19 protein-coding genes are annotated in these 25,281 nt (G+C 66.6%); 5 read left to right on the top strand and 14 right to left on the bottom strand.

Translation table 11 applies throughout. From position 1 onward, the window contains the following. Positions 1–73: 73 nt before the first annotated feature. Positions 74–1,072: a glycosyltransferase gene (locus tag AC1DEM_RS01995; protein WP_476882851.1), complete on the bottom strand. Its 999-nt coding sequence runs from the start codon at positions 1,070–1,072 to the stop codon at positions 74–76. A 141-nt stretch (positions 1,073–1,213) separates the two neighbouring features. Here AC1DEM_RS01995 and AC1DEM_RS01990 point away from each other — a divergent pair, with 141 nt between their 5' ends. The 3 genes from AC1DEM_RS01990 (at position 1,214) to wecB (ending at position 5,632) form a co-directional block, all read left to right on the top strand. Continuing rightward, complete coding sequence (locus AC1DEM_RS01990) at positions 1,214–2,359, top strand: glycosyltransferase (protein ID WP_476882850.1); 1,146 nt, start codon at positions 1,214–1,216, stop codon at positions 2,357–2,359. A 109-nt stretch (positions 2,360–2,468) separates the two neighbouring features. Next, complete coding sequence (locus AC1DEM_RS01985; RefSeq protein WP_476882849.1) at positions 2,469–4,475, top strand: DUF6541 family protein; 2,007 nt, start codon at positions 2,469–2,471, stop codon at positions 4,473–4,475. 80 nt (positions 4,476–4,555) lie between these two features. Beyond that, entirely contained in the window at positions 4,556–5,632 is a 1,077-nt protein-coding gene (gene wecB / locus AC1DEM_RS01980; RefSeq protein ID WP_476882848.1) for a non-hydrolyzing UDP-N-acetylglucosamine 2-epimerase, read from the top strand. Positions 5,633–5,748: 116 nt separating this feature from the next. Here the strand turns inward: wecB and AC1DEM_RS01975 are convergent, their stop codons facing one another. The 11 genes from AC1DEM_RS01975 to glf all read right to left on the bottom strand — a co-directional run bounded on the left by AC1DEM_RS01975 (position 5,749) and on the right by glf (position 18,030). Next, on the bottom strand, positions 5,749–6,849 hold the full coding sequence (locus tag AC1DEM_RS01975; RefSeq protein WP_476882847.1) for a glycosyltransferase family 2 protein: 1,101 nt from the start codon (positions 6,847–6,849) through the stop codon (positions 5,749–5,751). Continuing rightward, positions 6,842–7,963, bottom strand: a complete 1,122-nt coding sequence (locus AC1DEM_RS01970; protein ID WP_476882846.1) for a glycosyltransferase family 4 protein — start codon at positions 7,961–7,963, stop codon at positions 6,842–6,844. The genes AC1DEM_RS01975 and AC1DEM_RS01970 overlap by 8 nt, the downstream gene beginning before the upstream one ends. Continuing rightward, positions 7,960–9,123: a glycosyltransferase family 4 protein gene (locus AC1DEM_RS01965; RefSeq protein WP_476882845.1), complete on the bottom strand. Its 1,164-nt coding sequence runs from the start codon at positions 9,121–9,123 to the stop codon at positions 7,960–7,962. Before AC1DEM_RS01965 ends, AC1DEM_RS01970 begins: the two co-directional genes overlap by 4 nt. Beyond that, positions 9,120–10,115, bottom strand: a complete 996-nt coding sequence (locus tag AC1DEM_RS01960) for a Gfo/Idh/MocA family oxidoreductase (RefSeq protein WP_476882844.1) — start codon at positions 10,113–10,115, stop codon at positions 9,120–9,122. The genes AC1DEM_RS01965 and AC1DEM_RS01960 overlap by 4 nt, the downstream gene beginning before the upstream one ends. A gap of 1 nt (position 10,116) precedes the next feature. Continuing rightward, positions 10,117–11,208 carry a DegT/DnrJ/EryC1/StrS family aminotransferase gene (locus AC1DEM_RS01955; RefSeq protein WP_476882843.1) on the bottom strand — a complete coding sequence of 364 codons (1,092 nt, stop codon included), beginning with the start codon at positions 11,206–11,208 and terminating at the stop codon, positions 10,117–10,119. Next, entirely contained in the window at positions 11,205–11,801 is a 597-nt protein-coding gene (locus tag AC1DEM_RS01950) for an acyltransferase (protein ID WP_377985485.1), read from the bottom strand. Before AC1DEM_RS01950 ends, AC1DEM_RS01955 begins: the two co-directional genes overlap by 4 nt. Before the next feature lie 48 nt (positions 11,802–11,849). Next, positions 11,850–13,139, bottom strand: a complete 1,290-nt coding sequence (locus tag AC1DEM_RS01945; protein ID WP_476882842.1) for a nucleotide sugar dehydrogenase — start codon at positions 13,137–13,139, stop codon at positions 11,850–11,852. 100 nt (positions 13,140–13,239) lie between these two features. Further along, entirely contained in the window at positions 13,240–13,965 is a 726-nt protein-coding gene (locus tag AC1DEM_RS01940; protein WP_277522924.1) for an ABC transporter ATP-binding protein, read from the bottom strand. Next, positions 13,966–14,847, bottom strand: a complete 882-nt coding sequence (locus tag AC1DEM_RS01935) for an ABC transporter permease (RefSeq protein ID WP_476882841.1) — start codon at positions 14,845–14,847, stop codon at positions 13,966–13,968. It abuts the gene before it with no gap. Between the two features lies 1 nt (position 14,848). Next, on the bottom strand, positions 14,849–16,846 hold the full coding sequence (locus AC1DEM_RS01930) for a glycosyltransferase (protein ID WP_476882840.1): 1,998 nt from the start codon (positions 16,844–16,846) through the stop codon (positions 14,849–14,851). Further along, positions 16,843–18,030: a UDP-galactopyranose mutase gene (gene glf / locus AC1DEM_RS01925; protein WP_476882839.1), complete on the bottom strand. Its 1,188-nt coding sequence runs from the start codon at positions 18,028–18,030 to the stop codon at positions 16,843–16,845. Before glf ends, AC1DEM_RS01930 begins: the two co-directional genes overlap by 4 nt. A gap of 262 nt (positions 18,031–18,292) precedes the next feature. On the opposite strand from glf, the gene AC1DEM_RS01920 reads away from it, so the two are divergent. Next, positions 18,293–22,663, top strand: coding sequence for an FtsK/SpoIIIE domain-containing protein (locus tag AC1DEM_RS01920; protein WP_476882838.1), 4,371 nt, complete (start codon positions 18,293–18,295; stop codon positions 22,661–22,663). Here the strand turns inward: AC1DEM_RS01920 and AC1DEM_RS01915 are convergent. Beyond that, positions 22,631–23,026: a hypothetical protein gene (locus AC1DEM_RS01915; protein ID WP_476882837.1), complete on the bottom strand. Its 396-nt coding sequence runs from the start codon at positions 23,024–23,026 to the stop codon at positions 22,631–22,633. The genes AC1DEM_RS01920 and AC1DEM_RS01915 overlap by 33 nt on opposite strands. 392 nt (positions 23,027–23,418) lie before the next feature. Between AC1DEM_RS01915 and AC1DEM_RS01910 the strand changes: the two genes are divergently transcribed. After that, positions 23,419–23,667 carry a WhiB family transcriptional regulator gene (locus AC1DEM_RS01910; protein WP_003804966.1) on the top strand — a complete coding sequence of 83 codons (249 nt, stop codon included), beginning with the start codon at positions 23,419–23,421 and terminating at the stop codon, positions 23,665–23,667. Between the two features lie 116 nt (positions 23,668–23,783). Here AC1DEM_RS01910 and AC1DEM_RS01905 read toward each other — a convergent pair whose 3' ends face one another. Continuing rightward, complete coding sequence (locus tag AC1DEM_RS01905; protein WP_476882836.1) at positions 23,784–25,253, bottom strand: sensor histidine kinase; 1,470 nt, start codon at positions 25,251–25,253, stop codon at positions 23,784–23,786. Between the last annotated feature and the right edge of the window lie 28 nt (positions 25,254–25,281).

The following is a 25,281-nucleotide window of genomic DNA, read 5'->3' as shown; positions in this document are numbered from 1 at the left end:
TGCGGGCGGTTTCCTACCCGGCAGTTCCCTACCCGGCAGTTCCCTACCCGGCAGTTCCCTACCGGGCATTTCCCTACCGGGTGGCGATCCCCCGGTACAGATCCTCCAGACGGTCCACGTACGCCGCCGCGTCGTAGCGGGGCAGCGCCCACGTTGACCCGCCCAGCGTGCGCGCGGCAGCCTCCGGGTCCTTGAGCGCTTCGAGGACCTGCGCCACCACTTCGTCCTCTGTTCCCTCCAGAACCGGGGGCGTCGAGCCGTCGTCCGGCCGCGCCAGGCGCGTCCCGAGGGCGGCCAGCGGCACGCCCATGCACAGGGCTTCGAACTCGCTGGTGGCGAAATTGTTGGTGGCCTGACCGACGCCGACATGGGCGCCGGACATGATGCGATGGTATTCCTCTTGCGACATGCGCTCCAGCAACGTCACGCCGGCCTCAGCCGCCCGTCCGGCCCCGGGCCCCCAGTTCAGTCCGAGAATCCGCACTTCCTGACCGGCTGCGCTCCGGAGCCGGCGAGCCAGGCTCAACTGCCGCTCCACCCCCTTGTCCTCGTCCCAGCGCGAGACAAAGAGAATGGTGGGCCGGGCGTCCGGCCGCCAGGCGGGGAGGCTGGCAGCGTCAACCAGGGCCGGAAGGAATTCGGCGTCGGGCCGTGCCGCCAGGGCGTTTTCGGCGGTGTCATTGTTTGCGTAGAAGACGTGCGCGGCACCGTCGATGGCACGCTGGATCTCATCGTGGAAGGCAGGATCGGTCCATTGTTTGCGAATGTCTGTACCGTGCAGGGTCAGGGCGTAGGGGCGCCGCGGCATGCCGCGTTCCCGGAGCAACCGCGCGCTGGTGGCGTAGTGGACATGGACGACGTCGGCCTTCCATAATCTTGCGGCCCTTCGGGTGACATACGGAACAAAGCGCGCCCGGGCCAGGACCGGGTTTGCCGGCGCAGGTGTCAGGGGGCGGACGAGTTCGGGCGGCAAATAGTCCCACGTCTTGCCTGCCCGGCCGGCGGCCCGGACCATGGTCCGGGCCACGAAAGCGCAGTCGTTGAATTGAAGGACATGGGGATCGGCGCTCATCCCTGCCGCCTTGGTGCTGCGGCTGCGGGGGACGTCCCGTGGAGAAATGAGCCACCGCGGGGGGAATCCCGAGTTTCGTTTTGCACCCAGTAAGGTTATCGCGGGACTCCCCAAATAACCTCGTTCAGGAGTGCTTAGTCCATGCGCCAAAGCATCGAAGTCGTCATCCCGGTCCATGATCCCGCGCGGCCGGTAGCGCGCGGGATCGCGTCCGTCACCGAGCAGCGCTCCGCGCTGGGCACCCGCGGCGTCGACCTGCACGTGACAGTGGTGCTGCACAACCTTCCAGCGGACAGCCTGACCCAGCCAGGGTTCCCTTCCGGCCTCGCCGGTGTCACCTATCTCGCACACACCGACGGCGTGGCGTCACCGGCCGGCCCCCGCAACTACGCTCTGGGCCGCAGCAGTGCGACCTACCTGAGCTTTCTTGACTCGGACGATTATCTGGAACCCGGCTCGCTGCTGTCGTGGTGGCAAGTGGCCGAGAAGCATGCGGCCGCGGCGGTGATCGCACCGCTTCGGACGCCGTCGGGCAGCATTCTTCCGTCCCCACGAATTCGACCGTTAAAGCCCCGGGTCCTCCACCCCCTCCGGGACGGGCTGGCGTACCGCAGTGTGCCCTACGGACTGTTGCGACGGGAGAGCCTGCTCGCCCTTGGGTTTGGCTACACCGAGGGCATCCTGACCGGCGAAGACATCGAGCCGACGCTGCGGCTGTGGTTCCGTTCCGGTGCCATCTGCTATCCGTATGGCGCGCCTGCGTACCGTCAAACGGATGACTCCGGGCCGGCCCGCGTGACGAGCTCCGTCCGGCCGCTACGGCAGGAGTTCGCGTGGCTGGAACACCTGCTTGACACGGACTGGCTGCGGCAGGCGTCGACGCCGGAAAGGCGCGCCATCGCGCACAAGGTTTTGAGAGTGCACGGCATCGGAGCCCTGCTCAGACGCGCTGACGCCCCCGACTCCCCCGGCCAGGCCCCGCTGTGGGATCCCGAGGAGAGCCTGTACTGGCGCGGAGTGGCCGGCAGGGTCCTGGCTCTTGCCGGCGGTTCCATTCCAAGTATCAGCCGCCGTGACGCCGAACTCATCGGGGCCGCGGGAACGGCCGGGGAGCTTCGGCAGCTGCGCGCCCTGGCGGCAAAGTACCGGGGGTCCGGACGCCGGGGGGCATTGCTCACTCCACGGCTGCAGAATTCACTGTCCCGCGACTCGACGCTCCGCCACTACCTCGGCGAGAGACTGCGGGCGGCGGCCGGCGTTTTCACGGCACCGCCCGGAGGACCTTGATAACGGAGCCCGCGCCACCATCGGGGCCGCTGCCGGAGGCCCCCCGGCGCAAGATCATCAGCCTGGCTTGCTAGACTCGAGTCGATAATTCGGACGAGCAGGAGCATTAATGAACTGGTGGCAGGCGTTTCCCGCTATCGCCGTGGCCGCACTCTTGATGTTTCTCCCCGGGTTTGTGCTCGCGAGGGCACTGGGCGCCAAGGGCTTCGCCTCCGCGGCAATGTCCCCCTTAGCTTCCTGCGGACTCATCGGGCTCGCCGGCGTAGTGGGAGGACTGTTCCGGCTGGGCTGGGGACTCTTCAGCTATCTGCTCGTGACAGCCATCTGCACCGGCTTGGCGTTCCTGCTACGGCGGTTCCTTAGCGAACGGGTTTCCCCTGTCGCGCCAGCCTCGGCGGCGCCCGCCGTCCAATGGGCGGCAATCCTGGGCGGTATGGTGGCGGGCTCCGCCCTCATATTCAACCGCCTGCTGCCGGCCATCGGCCAGCCCGGAAACTTCGCCCAGGTGTACGACAACATTTTTCACCTCAATGCAATCCGGTACATCCTCGAAACCGGCAACGCCTCGTCCCTGACGCTGGGCCGGATGCTCAGCCCGGAATCCGGGATTGCCATCTACCCGTCCGTATGGCATTCGCTGGCGGCCCTCGTTGCCCAGCTGACCAACAACGACGTCTTTGTCAGCGAAAATGCGGTGGTGGTAGCCGTCAGCGCGCTCCTGTGGCCCTTCGCCTGCATCATGCTGGTCCGGGGCATCGTCGGACCCCGCATCCTGCCGCTGGTGGTTGCCGGTGCCCTGAGCGGCGGTTTCTGGATGTTCCCCTTCCAGCTGCTGCAGTGGGGCCCGCTCTACCCCAACACCCTTGCCTACAGCTTGCTGCCCCTGGCGCTGCTCGTCCTGGTGGGGCTGTTCAGGGCCGGCCGCGAAAGATTCCTGGACGACGTCAGCCTCTGGTCCTTCCTGCTCATCGCGGTTGCGGCGCTCTTCCTTTCGCAGCCCAACGGTGTCACGGCGCTCTTGGCGTTCTCCGTTCCGCTTATTGCCGCCGCGTGGTTCTCCCAGATGCGCGCCCGCATCCGCGCCAAAGCCGGCAAGAGGTCCATCGCGCTCACAGTTCTTTGGGGTGTGGCCTCGGCGGCTGCCTTCCTTGTCGTCTGGCAGGCGTTGCTCCTGAACTTTGACAGCTGGCAACCGAGCCGGACCCTGGAGCAGGCTGTGGGCGACGTCGCCACGGGCACACTCCTGGGCGGCGGCGACACCATGGTCGCCTCGGTGGCGGCCCTGGTCGGCATCATCACCATCATCTGGCGGCGGAGGGGTGGCTGGATTATTGCCTGCGCACTCATTGCGGCTGCCCTCTACACCGTCGCCGTCGTCATGTACCAGGGCCGCTTCCGGCACTTCACGATCGGCAGCTGGTACCAGGACCCCTACCGGCTCGCGGCCTTGGTGCCGCTGTTCATGATTGTCCTTGCCAGCGTGGGCGCGGACGGCCTCGTGTCCGCGGTCAGGGGATGGCTTCACCGCATCGCCGCGAAACGCTCCGCCCGACGGCAGCCCGGCCTTCCTGAGTTCAGGGGATCTGGGGCCCTGTACGCCGTCGCAGCAGCCGCGATTCTTGCGCTCGCGCTCTCCACCCTGGTGGATCGCGTCCACAGCCCCGGGCTTGACGCAATATCCACCAAGATCAAGAACTCGTATTCCTTTGTCCCGGGCTGGGCGGTCTCCAGTGATGAATTCGCCCTGATGTCCCGGCTCGATTCGACCGTTCCCAAGGACGCCGTTATCGGCGTCAACCCGTTCAACGGCGGACCGCTGGCCTACGCCATTTCCGGCCGTCACGTCACCCAGTACCATATTTCACCGGGGCCCGACGCCGATCTCAGCAAGATTGCGATGGACCTCACGACGTCGCAGCCTGGAGCTGAAACCTGCCGGCTCGCAGAGAAAGAGCATGTCCGCTACATTCTCGACTTCGGCCGCTTCTACATCCTCAACTTCGTGGAGGCCCAGGCCTACCCTGCGTTCGACAACGTGCTGGCAACCCCGGGAGCAAAGGTCGAACTCGTGGACCATCAGGGCGCGGCCAAACTGTACAAGGTCAACGCCTGCTGACCATACTGCGCCCGGTCTTGACCGGTGCGCTCGATCACAGCCCGCCGTGGCCAGGCACCGCCATCGCCTAAGCTGGGAACATGCGTATTCTCAGCGTCGTCGGCGCAAGACCACAGTTTGTAAAGCTCGCACCGATCGCTTCAGCCATCTCCGGCCGGGCCGAGCACCTGATTGCCCACACCGGCCAGCACTATGACGAACTCATGAGCGATGTCTTCTTCCGCGACCTGGGTATCCCCGCGCCCGATTTCAACCTCGGCGTAGGATCCGGCAAGCACGGCGCACAGACCGGGGCCATGCTCGGAGGCCTCGAGGAGATCATGGAAGAGGCCAAACCAGACTGCGTACTGGTGTACGGCGACACGAACTCCACCTTGGCCGCTGCGATAGCCGCGGTCAAGATGCACATACCCCTGGCTCACCTTGAGGCGGGGCTGCGTTCCTTCAACCGGCGCATGCCCGAAGAACATAACCGCGTCCTGACCGACCACGCCGCGGACCTGTTGCTGGCCCCCACCCACGTGGCCGTTGACCACTTGGCCAACGAGGGCCTCGCGGCCAAGACGGTCCTCGTCGGCGACGTCATGACCGACGTCCTGTACCAGGTCCGTACCCTGCTGGAGAGCCGGAAAGAGCCGCTCCCCCTCGACGTGGCCCCGCAGGGATACTACGTCAGCACGATCCACCGGCCGGACAACACTGACTCGCCGTCGCGCCTCGGGTCCATCCTTGCGTCCCTGGCCTCCCTGGACCGTCCTGTCCTGCTGCTCGCCCACCCGCGCCTGGTCAGTTTCGCAGACCGTCACGGACTGACGCTGGAACAGGGAAGCATTCGGGTCTGCCCGCCGCTGGCCTATCCGCAGCTGGTCAACGCCGTCCTCAACAGTGCGGGCGTCATCACCGACTCGGGAGGCCTGCAGAAGGAGGCCTTCCTGCTGCGGGTGCCGTGTACCACGATCCGTCCCGAGACGGAGTGGGTTGAGACCCTCGAATCGCGGTGGAACGTCCTGGTGAGCGAGGACCTCTCCATCCTGGCCGACACAGTGAAGCGGCCAGCACCAGAACCCACGGACGCGGCACCGTACGGCGACGGGCACGCTGCCGAGAAGATCGTGGACGCGCTGCTGAACTTCAACGCGGAGTCCGGCCGACAGTAAGAGGCGCAGGCGCCTATGCGGGGCGGGAATGGGCGACAAATAGCCTGTTGCCGCCCCCTGCTGCTTTAAGACGTTGCCGCCCCTGCTGCTTTCTGGCATCGCTAGAGCAGCAGGGGCTAGAGCAGCGCGGACGCCGTCATGAACCGCAGCGGCGCTTCTGGATGCAGCTGTGCCGCCAGGGTCGACGCGATCAGGGTTTGCGGCCGCCCGAACTTGCGGCGCGCTGCGGCTGCCGCCAGCATCTCAGCCAACGGGCCAGGGGTAAGAATGCTGCGGAGCAGCCGGGCGTCCGCCAGGGACAAGGGCCCATCCGCCCCCGGTGCCGCGGCCAGAAGTGTGCGGGCCACGCCCGCGAGGTCTTCGCGCTCCGCATCCGTCCAGCCGCCCTGGTCCATGCGAGGGAGGACCACGCCAAAGACGTGGACCCGCAAAAGCTTGGTGACCAGGGCCTGACGCTGGGCCAGGGGAAGCGCCACGAACCAGGGGTCCGCGACGAGTTCCAAGGCAAAGGCGAACAGCTCGCCCATCTCGCGCCGCTGACCCGTGACCCGGTCCTCGGCGTCGGCGCCGACGACGTATTTGCCGGCCCCCCGGGCGTAATCGATCCGCCCGCCACCGAACCACAGTTTGGCGGAGAATATCTGGTCCTCCCCCGTCCGCAGATCAGCGCTGAATTGGAGGCCGAGCCGTTGAATTTCGCTGCGTCGCAGCAGGCCCAGGGGCGCCGTGCGATAGCTCAGGCGGTCCTTGACCGGATCCAGGCTGAACCGCCTGCCCACCCGGACCGGCGGAGTCCGGACCGGCGCCCCGCCGGCATGGCGCTGCGGGGCGATGACCATCGCGGAAGAGTGGCTGCGGGCGAGCTCCAGCCACTGGCGGAGGGCGCCGGGCTCAAGATGATCATCGCTGCCAAGGACGCAGACGAACTCGGCCGTAGCCTGCTGCAGCGCATAGTTGAAGGGCCCGGCCGGGCTGGGAATCCCGTCGCGGAGTTCCAGGAACCTGGTGGCTGCAGCCAGCCCGGGTGGAACGTTCCTCGAAATCTCGTCCCTGGAAATGTTGTGGCACACCACCGTGACCCGGACGCCGTCGGGGGCGTTCAGCTCCAGGCCGGCCGACGCAATCGAGGAGAGCGCCCTTGCCACCGGCCGGGTGCTGCTGTGCACTGCGATGACGACGTCAACGGCCGGGACCGCCTCCGTTGCCCTGCTATCCACGTCGGCCCTGCCCTGTTGGTCCAGTGCCGGCGAGCACCGGGCCGTAGACGTCTTCGAAGAGCCGGCCGACAGTGGTTCGGCTGAACCTGGCCCGGATGGGTTCAGCAATGGTGGAGGGGTCGACGCCCGCGAAGGTCCGGCGGGCCGCCACGATCGCCTCGGCCAGGGACTCCGGCGAAGCGTCGTCCACGAGGACGCCGTTCGCTTCGGTCACGTAGTCGGTGAATCCCCCGACCCGCGGAACCACCACGGGCCGTCCGGCGGAGAGCGCCTCGGCCGCGGACGTGAAGAAGTTCTCGTGCGCCGTCGGGAGGAAGAACAGATGGGCCTGTTCGAAAAACGCGAAGACTTCGGCTGGTGGGACGGCGCCGACCAGTGTGACGTTCCCGCCGAGCTTCAACTCGGCGATCAGTTCCTCGGCCTCGCGGCGAAGGGGTCCGTCCCCCACCCAGCTGAGGTGCACGTCGTGGCCTGATTCCCTGAGCGCTGCGATGGTCCGGATGGCCAGCAGCGGCCTCTTTCCTGGCACCAAGCCACCAACAGCGGCCAGCCGCAGCCGTTCACGCGCGGGCAGCGGCTGCAGGGGACGGTCGTTGGCGACGACGCAGGGAACCAGCATCGCAGCCTGTGGCCGTGCGAACGCCTGCAGCTTCTCCACGAGTTCTGTCGTCACTCCCGTCACGGCATGCGGAAGCCGCAGAACCCATCGCAACCAGGCGAAACGCGGCCACAGCCCCGCGACATTCCGCGGGTTAGTGACACCGCTCCAGTGCTCAGAGTGCACCCAGGGGGTCCGACGCAGAACAGCTGGCAGGGCCGCTACGAGAGCCGAGGAAAACGCCATCGTGTGCAGCACATCCGCCGTCGAGCATTCCCGCAGCAGCAGGCGGAGCACCGACAGTGCCGTCCACGGCCGGCAGGGGTTCAGGGAGACCCGGCGCACGGGCAGACCGGCATATGACTCCGTGGCCGCGGGCAGCCCGCTGCCCAGCCTCACATGCAGCACCCGGACGTCGTGCCGGAGCTGGATTGCCTTCGCGTGCTCCAGGTTGAAGGGCGCCTGGGCGGGCGAGCCCTGACTGGGGAACCACGTGGTGACCACCAGAATCTTCATCGGGAGATCCTCGCCACCGTGGCAATGACGGCCGCCGCTGCCTGGCCTGCTGCCGCGAGAGAAGCGTGGTCCGCCACCCACTGGGAGCGGAGTCCGCGGCCGGTGTCGTCGGTTTCGAGCGCGGCGATCATTGCCGCCGCCACGGCCTGGGGGTCGTGGTCCACGGCATCGCCGAGTCCGTTGGCAGCTACGACTGTCGCGCCCTCGCCGGTCCCGGCAAATATCACCGGGGTCCCGCATCCTGCGGCGGCATAGATTTTGGTCGGTTTGGCGAAGTCATAGCCTTGACCTGGTTTGATGCTGACGAGTGCGGCCGCGGCTCCCCGCAGCCAGGCAGCAGCCTGCCGGGGTGGAACCACTCCGCCGAAAACCACGCTCCCGGGGGCGACCTCGGCCGCCAGCGCTCGGAGGGCCGGCTCATCCGTGCCCTGCCCGAAAAAGCGGATCTCCGCGTCCGGATATTTCAGCTGCACGATCGGCAGCGCGCGGACAAAAACATCGGCTCCCTGCCATTCCGAAATGGTTCCGGTGTAGGCGAAATACGGCCGCTCACTGGCCGCAGCCTCGCCCTGGGGGTTGAAGACTGAGGTGTCGACCCCGTTGGCGACCACCCGGAGCCGCTCCGCCGGCACGCCAAACTTCGCGACTTGCTCGGCGACGGCATCAGAAATGGCGATGACGCAGGCGGCACGTCGCAGCACGAAGCCTTCGACGCGCCGCATCATGCTGACGACGACGGCGGGCACGTCGGTTGCGGACAGCGCCTCACTCCACACGTCGGCGGCGTAGTACACGAACGGCCGGCGACGCAGCCAGCTGCTGAGGGCCACCATCAGCCCGGTGGTGGGCGGTGGTTCGGAGACGACGATGTCGGCGCCCTGAACCAGCAGGCGGAAGAAGGCCGGTATGTCGAAGCTCAGGTACTGGATATAGCCGCGGACGTTGCCGCCCGGGTCCCGCAATACGGGCCAGCGGCTGATTCCGAACGGGACGCTGCCGGCGGAGGCTCCACCGGGGGCGCGGGTGGTTACCACCTGCACGTCAGCCCCCGCGGCCACCAGCCCGTCTACGAGGGCCTGGAGACGAAAGGCAGCGGCTCCCACTTCGGGCGTGAAAAGCCGGGTAGCGACAGCGACCCTCAGGCGGGGAGGTGCCGTCACGAGGCCGCGACTTTGACCATCTGCCCGGTACGCGCGGACTCCAGCACGGCCTCGGCGACGGCGAGCGTGTCCAGGCCTTCGCGCATGGTCACGACGTCGTTGCGGAGCCCCAAGACGGCGTCGCGGAAGGCCTCGTGCTCGGTGCGCAGCGGTTCTGGTTTGGCGATTGCAAGCCGGGTCATGTTGCCCTCGGAGACGCCCCGGAAAGCCGCCATGGACTCCCACTCCGTGGCCACGGTGCCGTTTTCGAAGAACGTCAGGTCCGCCGTGACCGTGTCGGCCACGAAGGCGCCCTTTTCACCGGTGACGATTGTCAGGCGCTCTTTCATGGGCGAGAGCCAGTTCACCAGGTGGTTGGTGATGACGCCGTTTTCCAGCTGCCCGGTGGCCGCCACCATGTCTTCATGCGGACGGCCGCTGCGGGTGGTGACGTGGGCAAAGATCGATTCGAAGCGGCTCTGGGCGAGCCAGGCGGTGAGGTCGATATCGTGCGTGCCGAGGTCCTTCACGACCCCGACGTCGGCGATGCGCGACGGGAAGGGACCCTGCCGGCGGGTGGCGATCTGGTAAACCTCGCCGAGTTCGCCCGCCTCAATCCGCTTCCGCAGCGACTGCAGCGCAGGATTGAAGCGCTCGATGTGGCCCACGGCCCCTACGAGGTTCCTGGACTCGAAAGCGTCCACCAGGCGTTGGCCTGCCGCGGCGCTTTCGGCAATCGGCTTCTCCACGAGGGTGTGGACGCCGGCTTCGGCCAGGGCCAGGCCGACTTCCTCATGCATCCCCGTGGGGACGGCGACGACCGCCATGTCCAGGCCCTGGGCAATGAGTTCCTCCACCGAGGACAGCACCGTCAGGCCACCGGCCACGCCGTGCGGATCGCCGTAGGCGTCCGCCACAGCCACCAGATCGACGCCGGGCAGCTCGCGAAGAACCCGGGCATGGTGCCGGCCCATCATGCCCAGCCCGATCAGGCCTACGCGCAGATTCGCCATCTCAGGCACCGGCCTTGGCCACGGCGTTGACAGCAGCGACGATCCGCTCGAGGTCGTCCTGGCTCAGGGACGGGTGCACCGGCAGGGAGAGCACTTCCTTGGCGGCCGTCTCCGTGTTGGGCAGGTCTTCGGTCCGGTTGAAGGACGGAAGCCGGTGGTTCGGGACCGGGTAGTACACGCCGGTTCCGATGTTGTATTCATCGCGCAGCGCCTTGGCCAGCCCGTCGCGGTCCTCGGTCACCCGGATTGTGTACTGGTGGTAGACGTGGCCAGCCCCCGCCTTGACCGCCGGGGTCCCGACGTTCTCGAGGTTGGCGTCGAGGAATGCGGCGTTCTGCTGCCGCTGCGCGGTCCAGCCGAGCACCTTGGTGAGCTGGACGCGGCCGATGGCGGCGTGCAGGTCAGTCATGCGGGCGTTGAAACCGACGATCTCGTTCTCGTACTGCTTCTGCATTCCCTGGTTGCGCAGCAGCCGAAGCTTGTGCTCGACGTCGGCGTCCGACGTCGTGACCATGCCGCCCTCACCGGAGGTCATGTTCTTCGTCGGGTACAGGCTGAACATGGCGAAGGTGCCGAAGCTGCCCACCTTTTTCCCGTTGAAGCTTGCTCCGTGCGCCTGGGCTGCGTCCTCGTAAATGTCGAGGCCCCTCTCCGCGGCGAGCCTGCCGAGGCCCTCGACGTCGAAGGGGTGGCCGTACAGGTGGACCGGCATGATGCCCTTGGTCTTCTCCGTGATCAGCGAAGCGACGTGGTCTGTGTCCAGGGTGTAGTGGTCCAGCTCGATGTCAGCGAAGACCGGCGTGGCGCCGGTCAGTGCCACCGCGTTGCCGGTGGCGGCAAAGGTGAAGGACGGCACGATAACTTCGTCGCCAGGGCCGACGCCGGCGGCGAGGAGACCCAGGTGGAGGCCGGAGGTGCCGGAGTTCACGGCGACGGCCGCGCGGCCGTCGACGAGCACCGAAGAGAACTCGGTTTCGAACTCGGCTACCTGCTTGCCTTGGGCCAACATTCCGGAGGCGAGTACGGCATCTACGGCCGCCCGCTCTTCATCGCCGATGATCGGCTTTGCTGCGGGGATAAAGTCCAGGCTCATGCGTTGTCCTCTGCCTCTTTCAGGAAATTTTCTTCTTCAACATATTTGGCGCCGGTCTCGGGGCACACCCAGAACCCGTCCGCCTCACGCAGCGGGAAGCCGGCTTTTCCGACCCAGCCCAGCCGTTTGGCCGGCACCCCGGCCATCAAGGCGAAGGCGGGTACGTCTTTCGTGACGACAGCGCCTGCGGCGATGGTCGCCCAGCGGCCGATCGTCACCGGCGCCACGCAGACGGCTCGGGCGCCGATGGACGCCCCATCCTCGATGGTGACGCCCACGGGGGTCCAGTCGTGCGCGCTCTTCAACGATCCGTCGGGACTGACGGAGCGGGGGTAGGTGTCGTTCGTGAGGACCACTGCGGGTCCGATGAAGACGCCCTTTCCGAGCTTGGCGGGCTCATAGACCAGAGCGTAGTTCTGGATCTTGGTGTTGTCGCCGATCTGGACACCGGTGCCTACGTAGGCACCACGGCCGACGATGCAGTTTTCTCCCAGGATGGCGTCCTCGCGCACCTGGGCCAGGTGCCAGATCTTGGTGCCGGCTCCCAGCACGGCGCGGTCCGAAACATCAGCGCTCGGGGCAATGTTGTTCATCGTGGATCTCCTGTCAAAGGGAAGAAGCGATCGGCGAATCTACCGGGGTCATGCCTTGCCGATGACACGGTACTGGACGCCGTCCCACGCCTCGGGGCTGCTTACCCTCCGGCCGTCGATGAACACCCGGACGCCCGGGAGGTCCCGCGGCCCCAGCGTGCGGTACTCGGCGTGGTCTGCCTGGACCACGGCCGCGTCCGCCGGCTCACCCAGGTGGTAGGGCTGGAAGCCCAGCTTCTGGAGTTCCTCGTCGGTGTACAGCGGGTCGTGGACCAGCGCGTTGGCGCCGCGCAGTTCGAGTGCCTTGACGGCGTCGAACACACCGGAAAACGCAGTCTCCTTGACGCCGCCGCGGTACGCAGCGCCGAGTACCACCACGCGGGCGTCGGTCAGGTCGCCATAGGCTCCCTCGAGCAGCCCGATGGTGTAGGCCGGCATGTCGGCGTTGGCCGCGCGGGCTGCCCGCACCACGGTGGCCTCCGGATCGTTCCAGAGGTACAGCCGCGGGTACACGGGGATGCAGTGTCCGCCGACGGCGATTCCCGGTGTGTGGATGTGGCTGTAGGGCTGGGAGTTGGCGGCCTCAATGACCTGGTAGATGTCGATCCCGGCCGTGGCGGCATAGCGGGCAAACTGGTTGGCGAGGCCAATGTTGACGTCGCGGTAGGTGGTTTCCGCCAGTTTCGCCATCTCCGATGCCTCGGCGGACCCCAGGTCCCAGACGCCATTCGGACGCACCAGATCCGTGCGCTCATCGAAATCGAGCACGGCCTGATAGAACTCGACGGCTTTGGCTGCCCCTTCTTCGGACAGGCCGCCCACCAGCTTGGGGTACTTGCGCAGGTCCTCAAACACGCGGCCGGTGAGCACGCGCTCCGGGGAGAACACCAGGTGGAAGTCCTGCCCCTCGACCAGGCCCGAGGCCGATTCCAGGGCCGGCTTCCACCGGGTCCGGGTGGTGCCGACCGGCAGGGTGGTTTCGTAGGACACCAAGGTGCCGGGCGTCAGGTGCTTGGCCAGTTCGGCGGTCGCCGCGTCCATCCAGCCGAAGTCGGGATTCGCGTCCGCGTCGACAAAGAGCGGCACGACGAGGACTACAACGTCCGCTTCGGGGACCGCATCCGCGTATTCGGTGGTCGCCCGCAGCTTGCCTGCCGGCACCAGCTCAGACAGTTGTTCCTGCAGCCGGGCTTCGCCAGGGAATGGCTCCGTACCGGCGTTGATGAGGTCGACAACCTGTCGGTTGACGTCGACGCCGACGACCTCATGACCCTTGGATGCAAACTGGACGGCCAAGGGCAGGCCGATCTTACCCAACGCAATTACAGCAATCTTCACGATTCTCGTGCCTTTTCTCTCATGCCTGATGGCAGGGCCGAAGGACCTGCCTCCACACTAGCGGCTGCCGCGCCGCGACGGCGGCAGCGAGGTCTGCCGACTAGCTGCGGAGCCTGCTCACCGCATCGCTGATCGGCCCATCGAACAATACATTTCCGTGCTCCAGCAGGACCCCGCGGGCACAGATCCGGGAGACCAGGTCCAGGTCGTGGCTGACGACGACGAGCGTCTTGCCCTTTTCCGCCAGTTCCTGGATCTTGGCGATGCACTTGCGCTGGAACGGTTCATCTCCGACGGCGAGGATTTCGTCGATCAGGAAGACCTCGGGGTCGGTGTGAACCGCTACGGAGAAAGCCAGGCGCAGGTACATGCCGGATGAATAGAACTTGACCTCCGTGTCGATGAATTCGCCAATCTCGGAGAATTCCACGATCGCGTCGAACCGCTCGTTGATCTGCTTCTCGGTCATCCCCAGGATGGCCCCATTGAGGTACACGTTGTCGCGGCCGGACAGGTCAGGATGAAAGCCCGCTCCGACCTCGATCAGGCCAGCCACCCGGCCGCGCGTGTACACACTGCCGGAATCCGGGAGCATGACGCCGGAGATGTGCTTCAACAGGGTGGATTTGCCGGACCCGTTGAGGCCCAGGAGGGCCACGGTCTCCCCCGTCTCCACCATCAGGGAGACGTCTTTCAGGGCGTGGAACTTCTTGGAAAGGTCGCCTTTGCGGCCCTTGACCAGCCACACCACGGCCTCCTTGATGGAACGGGTGTGGCGGAGCACGAACTCCTTGCTGATATTGGAAACTTCGATCGCGTTTGCCATTTACAGCTCCTGAGCGAAGCGGCCCTCAAGCCGCCGGAAAGTTAGCTGGCCCAGTGCCAGGACCACGAGCGAAATGGCGAGGCCGATTGGCAGCCACAGGCTGAACAGGTTCGGCGGCATCGCGGCAGAGCCGTCCGTTGTGGGGTACCAGAATGCGTAGTGGAACAACTCGACGCCCACCGTGATCGGGTTGGCCTGGTAGAGGGCGAAGAGTCCCGGACCCAGCTTGGATTGCACCATCGTCCACGAGTACATGACCGGCGATGCCCAGGTGGCCACCATCAACAACATGTCAACGAGGTTTTCCGAATCACGGAAATATACGTTGGCGGCGCCGAAAAGGAGCCCGAGCCCGGTGGCGAGGAAGCCCACAATGGCGAATCCGCCGATCGCGGCCAGCAGTTGGAACATGTCCGGATGCCACCCTGCAAAGATGCAACCGATCACGAGGACAACGAGCTGGGGGAAGAAATGGACCGCCGACACCCAGACCGACGCCACCGGAAACAGCTCCCGGGGAAGATAGATCTTCTTGATCAGGTTGCCGTTATTTACGATCGACCGTGCGGCGTTCCCGAGGGCTTCGGAGAAGAAGTTGATCAGCACGATTCCGGAGAAGAGATATACGGCGTAGTTCGAGAGGCCGTCCGGGTTTCGTGCGCTGCGTTCCAGGCCGAGAAAGACGCCCAAGGCCACATAGAACACGATGAACTGCACACCGGGCTTCACATAGGACCAGAGGAGGCCCAGGACGGAGCCGCGGTAGCGGACCTTCAGTTCCTTGCGAACCAAAAGCTTAAGCAAAAAACTGGACTGGCGAAGATCCCGAAATCCACCGCCGAGACCCGGGCGGGTCAATTCCCCGGAAATCGTGGTTGTCACGCTATTTCACTTCACTCTGGGTGTGCTCTTCGAAGATTTTCTTCCAGGAATCCAGGGATGTGAGCTCCGGCATCGCTGCCTTGTATTGCCTGCTGAGCGAGTGCCAGTCCTTGAGCAGGGCGGCGTGCAGGCGAGTGCTCTCGGTGAGCATTTCCCGCACGCGCTTGGGGTCCCGCTTGTACCAGGAGGCGCCGGTTCCCTCGGCGTTGGAGACGATGGCGCTGTCGAACTGCGCGATCCGCCACCAACGGTTGTCCTGGTGCGCAATGCTGGTTTGCGGACGTTCCGCGCTCGTGTGGCCCACGGGGCGGAAAAGCTGCCGTGCGACTGTCTTAGCCGCCCAAGGCAGGAGGGTGATCCTGGACGGCTGGGACACACCGTGTCCACGGCGCGGCGGCTTGTCCATCTTGGGTGTCGGGAACTCGTCCGGATTCGTGCGGAAAATCGAGTCGGAGTAGCCGGCCATCATCTTCCGGATTTCGGGCAGCTTCGACGGCAGCAGCTCCGGCAGGCCTGACGGCCCCTTGAGAACGTCTTCGAGCGCCCAGCCGCGGCCGTGGGCGGTCGCGTACTGCATTGACACGAGGTGCTTGATGTCCGCGTACTGTGATTCGCGCACAACGCGGCCGCCGTATTCGTAGGGGCTGTGGAGCAGTGCCGCCACGATCCGGTTGCGTGCGTGGAAGTAAGCCTGCCAGCCGACGAGGTCATCCTTGTCGATCCAGGACACGTGCCACACTGCCGAACCAGGCAGGGAGACTGTCGGGATGCCGTGCGCCTTAGCGCGCAGTCCGTATTCCGAATCGTCCCACTTGATGAAGAGGGGCAGCGAGAGGCCGATTTCCCGAATCGCCGAAGTGGGGATCAGGCACATCCACCAGCCGTTGTAGTCCACGTCGCAGCGGCGGTGCAGCCAGGAGGTCTGGCGCAGGTTCGAGGACAGGAAATCGTGTCCGAGGACCATTTCGTCACTCGGCAAGGATGGCTGGAAGCGGTAAGGGTTGACTACCTCGCCGAACGTGTGGAGGACCGTCCGGTTGTAGAGGTCGAACATGTGGCCGCCGACGATCGTCGGCGTCTTGCAGCGGTCAGCAAAGGTGAGCAGGCGGATGATGCTTTCAGGCTCAACTACGATGTCGTCGTCCATTAGCAGGACGTAGTCACTGCCGTTTTCGACGGCTTCGAACATGCCGCGGGCAAAGCCGCCGGATCCGCCGAGGTTCGACTGGTTGATGATCCGTAGCTTGCCGCCAAGGGAAGCCTTGACGTCGGCGAAGCCCTCTGCGTCCTCGACCTTTTGTGTGCCCTGGTCGACCAGCAGGATCTCCTGGACATGCTTTAGGGCATCCGGGTTCTCCGCCAGAAGCCGGAGATTGTTGAGGCAGAAGTCGGTCTTGTTCAGTGTCGTGATCTGCAAGGTGACCGAACCGGGCGTCTTGTCAGTCGCGACGCCCTGCCACTCGGCGTCGACCATCACCAGCGGTTCGGAGCCTGCCACGAGATCGAACCAGTACCAGCCGCCGTCGCCGAAGGGCGCCAGGGACAGCTCGAAGGTGTTCTCCGCCGAACCCTCGACACGCCGGGTGTCGACGCGCTGCAGGGACCCGCGGGCGTTCGACTTGTAGACGATGACGGATCCTGCGCCCTCGGTGCGCACCTGAAGCCGGACAGACTCTACAGTCGTCCAGCGGCGCCAGTAGCTGGCCGGGAAGGCGTTGAAATAGCTGCCGAAGGAAACGCGTTCCCCGGACCTGACCTTGGTGGAGCTTCGCGACAGGAAGTCCTCAACGTGGGCTTCCTTGGCGGCGCTGCTGATCGTCTGCGGCTTGGTCTTTTTGCCTCCGCGGTCACCGACCGTGGGGAGCTGAATGCCGGTCGCCGTGCCCATGTCCATGTACAGGGGGACCGTGTCCATCTGGCTGGCGTTGGGCAGGATGACCCGCTGCAGGGTGTCCCACTGCTGGGCGGACTCTACCCGGGTATCGGTTGCGGCGCTCATGCGTCCACTCCCCCGCTTTCAATCTTGGCGCCGCCTTCGAAGTGCGGGCGGATCTTGTTCTCGAACATGGTCAGGGCCGAGCCGATCGCCATGTGCATGTCCAGGTACTTGTACGTACCGAGGCGGCCGCCGAAGAGGACATCCTGCTCGGCTGCGGCCAGGTCGCGGTATTTGAGGAGCCGATCGCGGTCCGTGGGCGTGTTGATCGGGTAGTAGGGCTCGTCGCCCTTCTCCGCGGCGCGGGAGAACTCGCGCATGATGACGGTTTTCTCCGTCTGGTAGTCGCGTTCCGGGTGGAAGTGGCGCGGCTCGATAATGCGGGTGTACGCGACGTCTTCGTCGTTGTAGTTCACCACTGACGTGCCCTGGAAGTCCCCGACGTCGAGCACCTCTTCTTCGAAGTCGATGGTGCGCCAGGACAGATCTCCTTCGGCGTAGTCGAAGTAGCGGTCGACGGGTCCGGTGTACACCACCGGGATGTTGCTGACGACCTTGTCCTTGCTGTACTCATGCGACTCGTCGAAGAAGTCCGTGTTGAGCCGGACCTCGATGTTGGGGTGCTCGGCCATCTTTTCGATCCACGCGGTGTAGCCGTTGGTCGGAAGGCCCTCGTACTTGTCGTTGAAGTACCGGTTGTCGTAGTTGTAGCGCACCGGAAGGCGGGAGATGATGCTCGCGGGCAGGTCCTTCGGATCCGTCTGCCACTGCTTGCCGGTGTAGTGCTTGATGAACGCCTCGTAGAGCGGGCGGCCGATCAGCTGGATGCCCTTGTCGTTCAGGTTCTGCGGATCGGTGCCGGCCAGTTCGCCGGCCTGGTCCTTGATCAGCTCCTGTGCCTGCCCGGGGGTGAGGTTGGCCCGGAAGAACTGGTTGATTGTGGCCAGGTTGATGGGCAGGGAGTAGACCTCGCCCTTGTGGACGCCGTAGACCTTGTGGACGTAGTTCGTGAACGTCGTGAAGCGGTTCACGTACTCCCACACCCGGTCGTTTGACGTGTGGAAGAGGTGGGCACCGTAGCGGTGCACCTCAATGCCGGTCTGCTCTTCCTTTTCGCTGTAGGCGTTGCCGCCAATGTGGTGCCGGCGGTCGATGACGACTACCTTCAAGCCCAGCTCAGTGGCGGCCTGTTCTGCGATTGTCAGGCCGAAAAAGCCCGACCCTACGATGACGAGGTCAGCGGTCACAAACTCTCCTGGTTCGAATGCGGGCAGCGCAATGTTGTGCATTGTCTGCTGGTCTAGCCTACCTGAGACGCGGCTGGTATCGGCGAATCGCGGCCAGTCCCACCGTCCGAAGCCGCCCCCGGCACCGGCCCGGAAGCCTTACGTGGCGGGGGTTTCCACGCCGCTCCGAAGCGTTTTCCACATGGCCCGGTTTCCCGGGGGCAGCCGGGCAGATGCGCCCCTAACGTGGAACCGGGCCGCCACGCAGGAAAGGATGCCCCGGATGATTTTCCACTGCACTTTGGTACCCGGCACTCTCGCAACCAGCACGCTGGTGCAGGGTGCCCCCAGATCAGGACCGACGCCGGCGGGGCAGCTCATTGAGCTCGCCGTCGAGGTCCCCGAACCCTGCCCGGGCGCGGACTTGGAGGCCGCCGTCGCCCGGCGCTACGGGACCGGTGGGCTGTCCGTCCGGGGAGTACCGCTCGCCGCCATGACCGTGGGCGAGCCTCCCCTGGTGCAGGGTGCCGTATTGGTTGAGGGTGCCGTATTGGTTGAGGGTGCCGTATTGGTTGAGAGTGCCGTGACCGGCGGCCCGGAAACTGCCACGCTGCTGCTCGCAGTGGACAGCGGTCCTGGCGCGGGCACGCTTGTCGCGCTGCGGAGGGGGCAGTTCCGGATCGGACGCAGCGGTACCGAGATCGTGATCCCGGATGCCGCACTTTCCCGGGAGCACGCGCGCCTGGACGTTTCGGACTCGGACGTCACCATCGTGGACCTCGGCAGTGCGAACGGAACCAGCGTCGACGGCCGGAATGTGCGAATGCTCCCGGTGACCACGGCGTCCTCGATCCGCTGCGGCGACTCCACCATCTCGCTCCGGCTTGGGCTGCCGGTGGCCAACGGTGCCGCGGACTCGGTGACGGCGCTTGCAGGCTCCAGCGTCGCCGCGCCGCTGGTCGTCCGCGGCACGGCCGCCCCCAGCCACCGGGCCGCCGTGGCACTGGCCGCGGTGCTGCCGCTGCTGGCCGGCGTCGGCCTGGCGCTTCTCACCGGAATGTGGATGTTCCTGGCCTTCACGGCAGTCTCTGGAGTGTCCGTTATCGTCCCGTACTTAACAGGCCGTCGGCAGCGCCGCGAGCTTAAAGCCGCTGTGGCGGAGGCCGCCCGGCAGGACAGGGAACGACGCCGGCGGGCCGCTCCTTCCGCGGCGGACCTGGCCATCGGTTGCGCGGCCAGGGCATGCCCGGCCGCCGGTGCACCCCACGCGGAGCCAACGGAGATCTGCCTGCGGCTCGGGCTGGCGGATCAGAGGGCGAATATCCGGCTGGAACCACCCGACTCCGGCTTCCGGCCACCGCCGCTCGGCCAGGTCCCGCTGACCTTGGACCCGGCGCCGGCGGTGGTGACTATCCACGGCCCGGCGCCGGCCGTGGCCGGACTGGTGCGCTCGTTCATCCTTCAGCTGGCGTCCTATCCCCTTGGCGGCAGCACCCGCCTGCTGCTGCATGGCCCGGCGGACACAGTCCCGTTCTCAGCGCGCTTCCTGCCCGGGGTCACACTGTCCGCCAATAGCGCCACCACCGAGGCCCTGTTGGCTGCCGGTCCCGGCAGCTCCGCTGGTCCGGGTGATTCCAGCGAGCCGGGCGCTCCGGGCGGGTCGACGGGCAGTTCCGGCGGCCCGAGCGGTCAGGGGGAGCGATTCGACCGCGGAGTCCTTATCCTTTGGAGCACTCCCGGGCAGCCAGGGGCCGCGCCCGCGCCGGACACCGCCGGTGCAGGGCCGGCGATCAGGTCCCTGGCCACGGCATGCGGGTGGAGGGTGATCGAGTGCACGCAGGCACAGGGTCCCGCAGACCATCCCCGCATTGTCCTCGGCCGGTGCAGCACCCTCATCACACCCGGGGTCCCGCCGATGGACTTCGTCCCGGATCTGGTCCCGGCGGTGGTCTTTGACCGTTTTTGCCGGGGCTTCAATGCCGCACGGCCCATGGCGGCGAATCCCCCGCCGGCGATCCCCCAGCACTGCAGCCTGGCCGACGTCCTTTCCCTTGCGGCGGCTGACATCTCCCGGCGCTGGTCACGGACCGGCGCGGAGGCCGGACTGGGTACGCCAGTCGGGACGGGGCGCACGGGGACCCTGAGGATCGATTTGAAGGCTGACGGCCCGCACTTCCTGGTCGCAGGGACCACCGGCTCCGGGAAGTCGGAGTTTTTGCGGACTCTTGCCGCCGGCCTCGCGGCCAGCCATCCGCCGGACCGGGTCACCCTGCTGTTCATAGACTTCAAGGGCGGCTCGGGCCTGGGCCCACTGACCGGACTCCCGCACTGCGTCGGCATGCTCACGGATCTTGGCGCCGCCCAGGTGGAGCGCACGCTTGTTTCGTTGCGGGCCGAGGTCCGGCGGAGGGAGGAACTGCTCGCCCGGGTCGATGCGCCTGACCTCGCGGCCTACGAGTCGTCGGCGACGGCCAGACCGCCTGTCCCCTATCTGGTCATCGTCGTTGACGAGTTCAGGATCCTGGTGGACGAAGTGCCCGGCGCACTCTCCGAACTCATGAGGATTGCCGCCATCGGCCGGTCACTGGGGATTCATCTCATCATGGCCACGCAGCGCCCGCAGGGAGCCCTGAACGCCGATATCAGGGCCAACGTCACCACCTGCATCGCCCTCCGCGTCCAGTCCGGTCCGGAATCGTTCGACATCATGGGCTCCGGGCTCGCGGCCGCCATCCCCATCGAACGTCCGGGGCGGGCGTTCCTGATCCGCGGGGCCCAGGCCCCGGAAGAGTTCCAGACGGCCGCCCTAATGCCCCGGACCCCTGCGCAGACAGGTGTTGGAGCGGTCACAGTGCGCACCTTCACGGACTTTCTGACGCGGGGTCCTGCAGTACCCGGTGTCCGGGCTGATGGTTCCCCCAACCGTGGGGCTCACGACGGCGGCGCCGCCCTGACTCCGGCACAGGGGGCAGCCCAGCTCATCGGGGCCACCGTGGGCCTGTGGCAGGACCGCGGCGGCCGGCCGCCACGCCGGCCGGTGGCAGATCCCCTGCCGGCGCTGCTGCCCTATCCGGATTCCGGGCATGCGGACCGGGACACGGTCCGGCTGGGCAGGGTGGATCTGCCCGAACTCCAACGCGTCTCGGAGCTGGGCTGGAGTCCTGCCGGACACGGGCATCTGGGCCTCGTCGGCGCCGAGGCCGGCGCCCGCGAGGCCGCCTTGGTACTGGCTGTCGATCAGCTCCTGACGCTCACGGAGGAGTCGCACCTGTACATACTCGACGCCGCCGGCGTGTTCAGTGCCGCCGCGGCGGCGCCCCGCGTCGGCACGGTGGCGGGCCTGGATGAAGTGCGCCGGGCCGTCAGGGTGCTGCGCCGGATCGCCGAAGAAGCCACATCGCGGCTGAGCGGGCCCGCGGCCGGGCCGAAGCCCCGGCTGGTCCTGGTGCTCAGCGGCTGGGGCGCCTGGGTTTCTGCATTCCGTTCCGGGCCGCTGGCCTGGGCTGAAGACCTGGTCCAGGACATTGTGCGGGACGGTTCCCGGGCAGGGATTACGGTCATCGTCTCTGGCGAACGCGAGCTCGTGACCGCGAGGTTTTTCGCCGCCCTGCCCAACCGGATCTTCTTTCCAGCAGGGTCCACCGACGAGGGCCGGCTGGCGTGGCCGCGGCTTCCGGCGTTGGAGCCGGTGGCCGGGCGCGTGGCCGTGTTCGGCGCCTTTGTCCCCGCTCCGTTGGTGGCCACCGGGCACGCGGCCCAGCTGTTCGAGCCGCCGGCCGCGGGCGGGCGGGATCCCGCAGGCGAAGCCGTCTCGGTGAGGCCCTTCCGGGTGGAAGCGCTGCCTGCGTTCGTGACCGTGGACCAGGTGCTGGCCCAATGCGGCAACCCCGGGACGGGGCAAAGGATTCCGCCGCCCGCTCCCCTGCCCGCGCCCGTGCCCGCAGCCATGCCGACCGCCGAGTACCTCCCGGTCCCGGCGGCCGCCCTGCTTCTCGGCGTCGGCGGAGACGAACTCCGGCCGCACGGGATCCGGCTTCCGGCCGGCGGCGTCCTCGCGGTCCTCGGCGGCACCGGTTCCGGTAAGAGCACGCTTTTGGCTGCGCTCCCGGAACTGAACCCAACCGTTGCCTGGCTCTCGCCGCGGCCGGGAACCGATCCCGGCGAGTACTGGTCCGGGCTGCACGCCAGCGCGCTCGCGGGCACGCTGGACCGGACAGCGATAGCGCTCGCAGACGACGCTGACCTGCTCGCCCCCGAAGCCAACAGCGCCCTGGCGGCCCTGCACAGTCGTGGCTGGAGGGTGATCCTCACCGCGGGATTTGGCCCGGCCTTTGGGCTACGGGTGGATCTGGCTGCCATCGCGCGCAGCCAGGGGCGTGCGGTCCTGATTTGCCCGCGGGGACTCATGGACGGCGAGCCGTTCGGTGTCCGGTTCGAAGCGGAGCACAGTCCTCCGCCGGGGCGCGCCGTCGTCATTTCCGAAGGCCGTGCGACGCCGGTCCAGCTGGCGGCGCCCTGCTCTCTTGTTCAAGTGGGCCCTGCCGCCCCGACCCCTCCGGTCCGGGCTGCCGGCGGTCGGGTCCGGAACTTGCCCGCGCAGCATGCCGCCCGGGACGGCCCTTTACAGGGCGGGCGGGGCTCCGGCTGCCCGTGAGGCGAACGCTATGACCCGCTTGTCGAACAAGAGCACGATCGCCGTTACGGCGGGGATCAGCATGGCCAAGCCGGCCAGCGGATAGCCACCGGTCAGGGTCGGGAAGCCAATGGTCAGCACGAAGAGCTGGGCCACCAGGGCACCGGCCCGCGGCCAGCGGAACCCCCGGAGCAGGAAGCGGGCCACGGCAAAGAGCCATGCGGAGAACGCCAGCAACAGGCAAAGCGTGAAGACGGCGCCCCAGAAGGAGAGCACCGGCGCTCCGGTCAGGAGCTGCGTCCCGTACCAGCCGGCAGCCACGAGCAGCGCTGCGGCCTCCAGCGCGACAACGACTGCGATGACAATAATCCCCTTTGGCCTCACAGGGCTTCCGGCCGCGGCTCCGTCCGCATTCCGGAGCGAGTTTTCGCCGGGACGCCCGCCGTCATTCGCGCGGGGATTTTCAGCGGGGTTTTCACTGGAGTTTTCACTGGGGTTTTCATTGGGTTCTTCAGGGTTCACAGGGGGCCTTGACACACTGGCACACTACCGGACATAGTCGTCTAGATGTGAGGACGCCGCCACTGAATGTGATGCATCGCTCACGGTCTCTGGGCATCTCGCCCTCTATTACCCCTTGTTTACACAGCGTTAACATGACACGCTTAATCCAGATGACCGAGGGGGCCCCAATGGGCCCTTTTCTTATGAAGCCTCTAGTGAATAAATTCACAAAGGCATTTAACGAGTTCCCAGGAATGGAGTGACTGATCAGCATGGATTGGCGTAACCGCGCAGCCTGCCTTGACAAGGACCCGGAGCTGTTCTTCCCCGTTGGAAACACGGGCCCTGCCCTCCTGCAGATCGAGGAAGCGAAAAGTGTTTGCCGCCGCTGTCCCGTTGTGGACACCTGCCTGCAATGGGCTTTGGAGTCCGGCCAGGACGCCGGGGTGTGGGGCGGCATGAGCGAGGACGAGCGCCGCGCCTTGAAGCGCCGCGCTGCACGGGCACGGCGCGCTTCCTGATTCTGCTGCCCAGGCACCGGCAGCTACAGTGCCGGCAGCCACCTCACGACCCTGCAGCAATGGCCGCGGACCCTCAGGTTCGCGGCCATTGCCCTTTTAAGCCTCCCGGCGCATCGTCAGCGGGTCGAGAGGCTTAGGACAATCTGGACGGCGGTTCCCCCGCCGTCCCTGGCCTGCCAGCGAATGGTGCCGCCCAGTTCACTGGTGACCAGTGTGCGGACAATCTGCAGGCCAAGACCCTCGACATAGGGCGTGTCCGGCAACCCGACGCCGTCGTCCTCCACCGTCACGGTGAGAAGTTCATCCCCGTCCTCGGTCTCCGAGCGGTCGGCGAGCAGCCAGACAGTACCGGTCCGCCCCTCCAGCCCGTGCTCGACGGCGTTGGTGACCAGTTCGTTGATGACGAGGGCCAGCGGGGTGGCGAAATCGCTCGGCAGGTCCCCGAAGAGGCCCGACCGCTGGGTCTTGACCTGCTGTGAGGGTGAGGCGACCTCGGCCGAAAGGCGGAACTGGCGGCCGATGAGTTCGTCAAAGTCAACGCTCTGGGTCAGGCCCTGCGAGAGCGTCTCGTGCACCAGCGCAATGGTCGCCACCCGCCGCATGGCCTGCTCGAGCCCCTGCTTGGCCTCGTCGCTGACCATGCGCCGAGACTGCATCCGCAAAAGGGCCGCGACGGTCTGCAGGTTGTTCTTCACGCGGTGATGGATCTCGCGGATGGTGGCGTCTTTGCTGACCAGCTCCATCTCCCGGCGACGCAGCTCCGAGACGTCCCGGCACAGGACCAAGGCACCGAACCGCTGTTGCTCGTCGCGCAGCGGGATCGCTCGCAGCGACAGACTGACGCCGCGTGACTCGATTTCACTGCGCCACGGCATGCGGCCCGTGACGACGAGCGGCAATGTTTCATCGACCATGCGCCGGTCCCGCAGAAGTCCCGCCGTCACCTCGGCGAGGGACCGTCCCTCGAGGGACTCGCCGTCGCCGAGGCGGCGGAACGCGGAGACCCCGTTGGGGCTGGCGTACTGAACGATCCCCTCGGCGTCGAGCCTGATCAGGCCGTCACCCACACGCGGAGCGCCGCGGCGTGAGCCTGTGGGCGACGCGAAGTCCGGCCACAGGCCCAGTGTTCCCATGCGCAGCAGATCGTAGGCGCATTGCCGGTAAGTGAGCTCGAGCCGGGAGGGCATCCGTGAACTGGAAAGGTCCATGTGGGACGTCACGATCGCCAGGGTGCGGCCGTTGCGGACCATCGGGACCGCCTCAACCCGCAGCGCCATATCGCTGCTCCAGTTGGTCTCGTTGGAGCGCTCGATCGCGCGGCTCTCCCACGCCTTATCGACCAGCGGCTGCAGGTCCGACCTGATCCCCTCCCCCACGAAGTCGGCATGGAACACCGTATGGGTGGTGGAGGGGCGGACGTGGGCGAGTGCCACGTAGCCGAACTCAGGATGCGGAAACCACAGGGCGAGGTCGGCGAACGCGAGGTCGGCGACCATCTGCCAGTCGCCGACCAAGAGGTGCAGCCATTCGGCGTCCCCCGGGCCAAAATCAGCATGTTCCCTGATTGGGTCCGTAAAGATTGCCACAGCACCTCCATTTGCGACACCGGGGACG

It is taken from the genome of Arthrobacter sp. 05T420, assembly GCF_056396305.1.
Note: the sequence above shows the minus strand (reverse complement) of the source record. Positions and strands in the feature narration are given on the sequence as shown.

What these genes read in the sequence shown, in the direction of transcription:
- AC1DEM_RS01955 (WP_476882843.1), bottom strand. Translation starts at nt 11,208, where the DNA reads ATGAGCCTGGACTTTATCCCCGCAGCAAAGCCGATCATCGGCGATGAA.
- AC1DEM_RS01990 (WP_476882850.1), top strand. Translation starts at nt 1,214, where the DNA reads ATGCGCCAAAGCATCGAAGTCGTCATCCCGGTCCATGATCCCGCGCGG.
- AC1DEM_RS01985 (WP_476882849.1), top strand. Translation starts at nt 2,469, where the DNA reads ATGAACTGGTGGCAGGCGTTTCCCGCTATCGCCGTGGCCGCACTCTTG.
- AC1DEM_RS01930 (WP_476882840.1), bottom strand. Translation starts at nt 16,846, where the DNA reads ATGAGCGCCGCAACCGATACCCGGGTAGAGTCCGCCCAGCAGTGGGAC.
- AC1DEM_RS01970 (WP_476882846.1), bottom strand. Translation starts at nt 7,963, where the DNA reads ATGAAGATTCTGGTGGTCACCACGTGGTTCCCCAGTCAGGGCTCGCCC.
- AC1DEM_RS01950 (WP_377985485.1), bottom strand. Translation starts at nt 11,801, where the DNA reads ATGAACAACATTGCCCCGAGCGCTGATGTTTCGGACCGCGCCGTGCTG.
- AC1DEM_RS01960 (WP_476882844.1), bottom strand. Translation starts at nt 10,115, where the DNA reads ATGGCGAATCTGCGCGTAGGCCTGATCGGGCTGGGCATGATGGGCCGG.
- AC1DEM_RS01940 (WP_277522924.1), bottom strand. Translation starts at nt 13,965, where the DNA reads ATGGCAAACGCGATCGAAGTTTCCAATATCAGCAAGGAGTTCGTGCTC.
- AC1DEM_RS01995 (WP_476882851.1), bottom strand. Translation starts at nt 1,072, where the DNA reads ATGAGCGCCGATCCCCATGTCCTTCAATTCAACGACTGCGCTTTCGTG.
- wecB (WP_476882848.1), top strand. Translation starts at nt 4,556, where the DNA reads ATGCGTATTCTCAGCGTCGTCGGCGCAAGACCACAGTTTGTAAAGCTC.
- AC1DEM_RS01910 (WP_003804966.1), top strand. Translation starts at nt 23,419, where the DNA reads ATGGATTGGCGTAACCGCGCAGCCTGCCTTGACAAGGACCCGGAGCTG.
- AC1DEM_RS01920 (WP_476882838.1), top strand. Translation starts at nt 18,293, where the DNA reads ATGATTTTCCACTGCACTTTGGTACCCGGCACTCTCGCAACCAGCACG.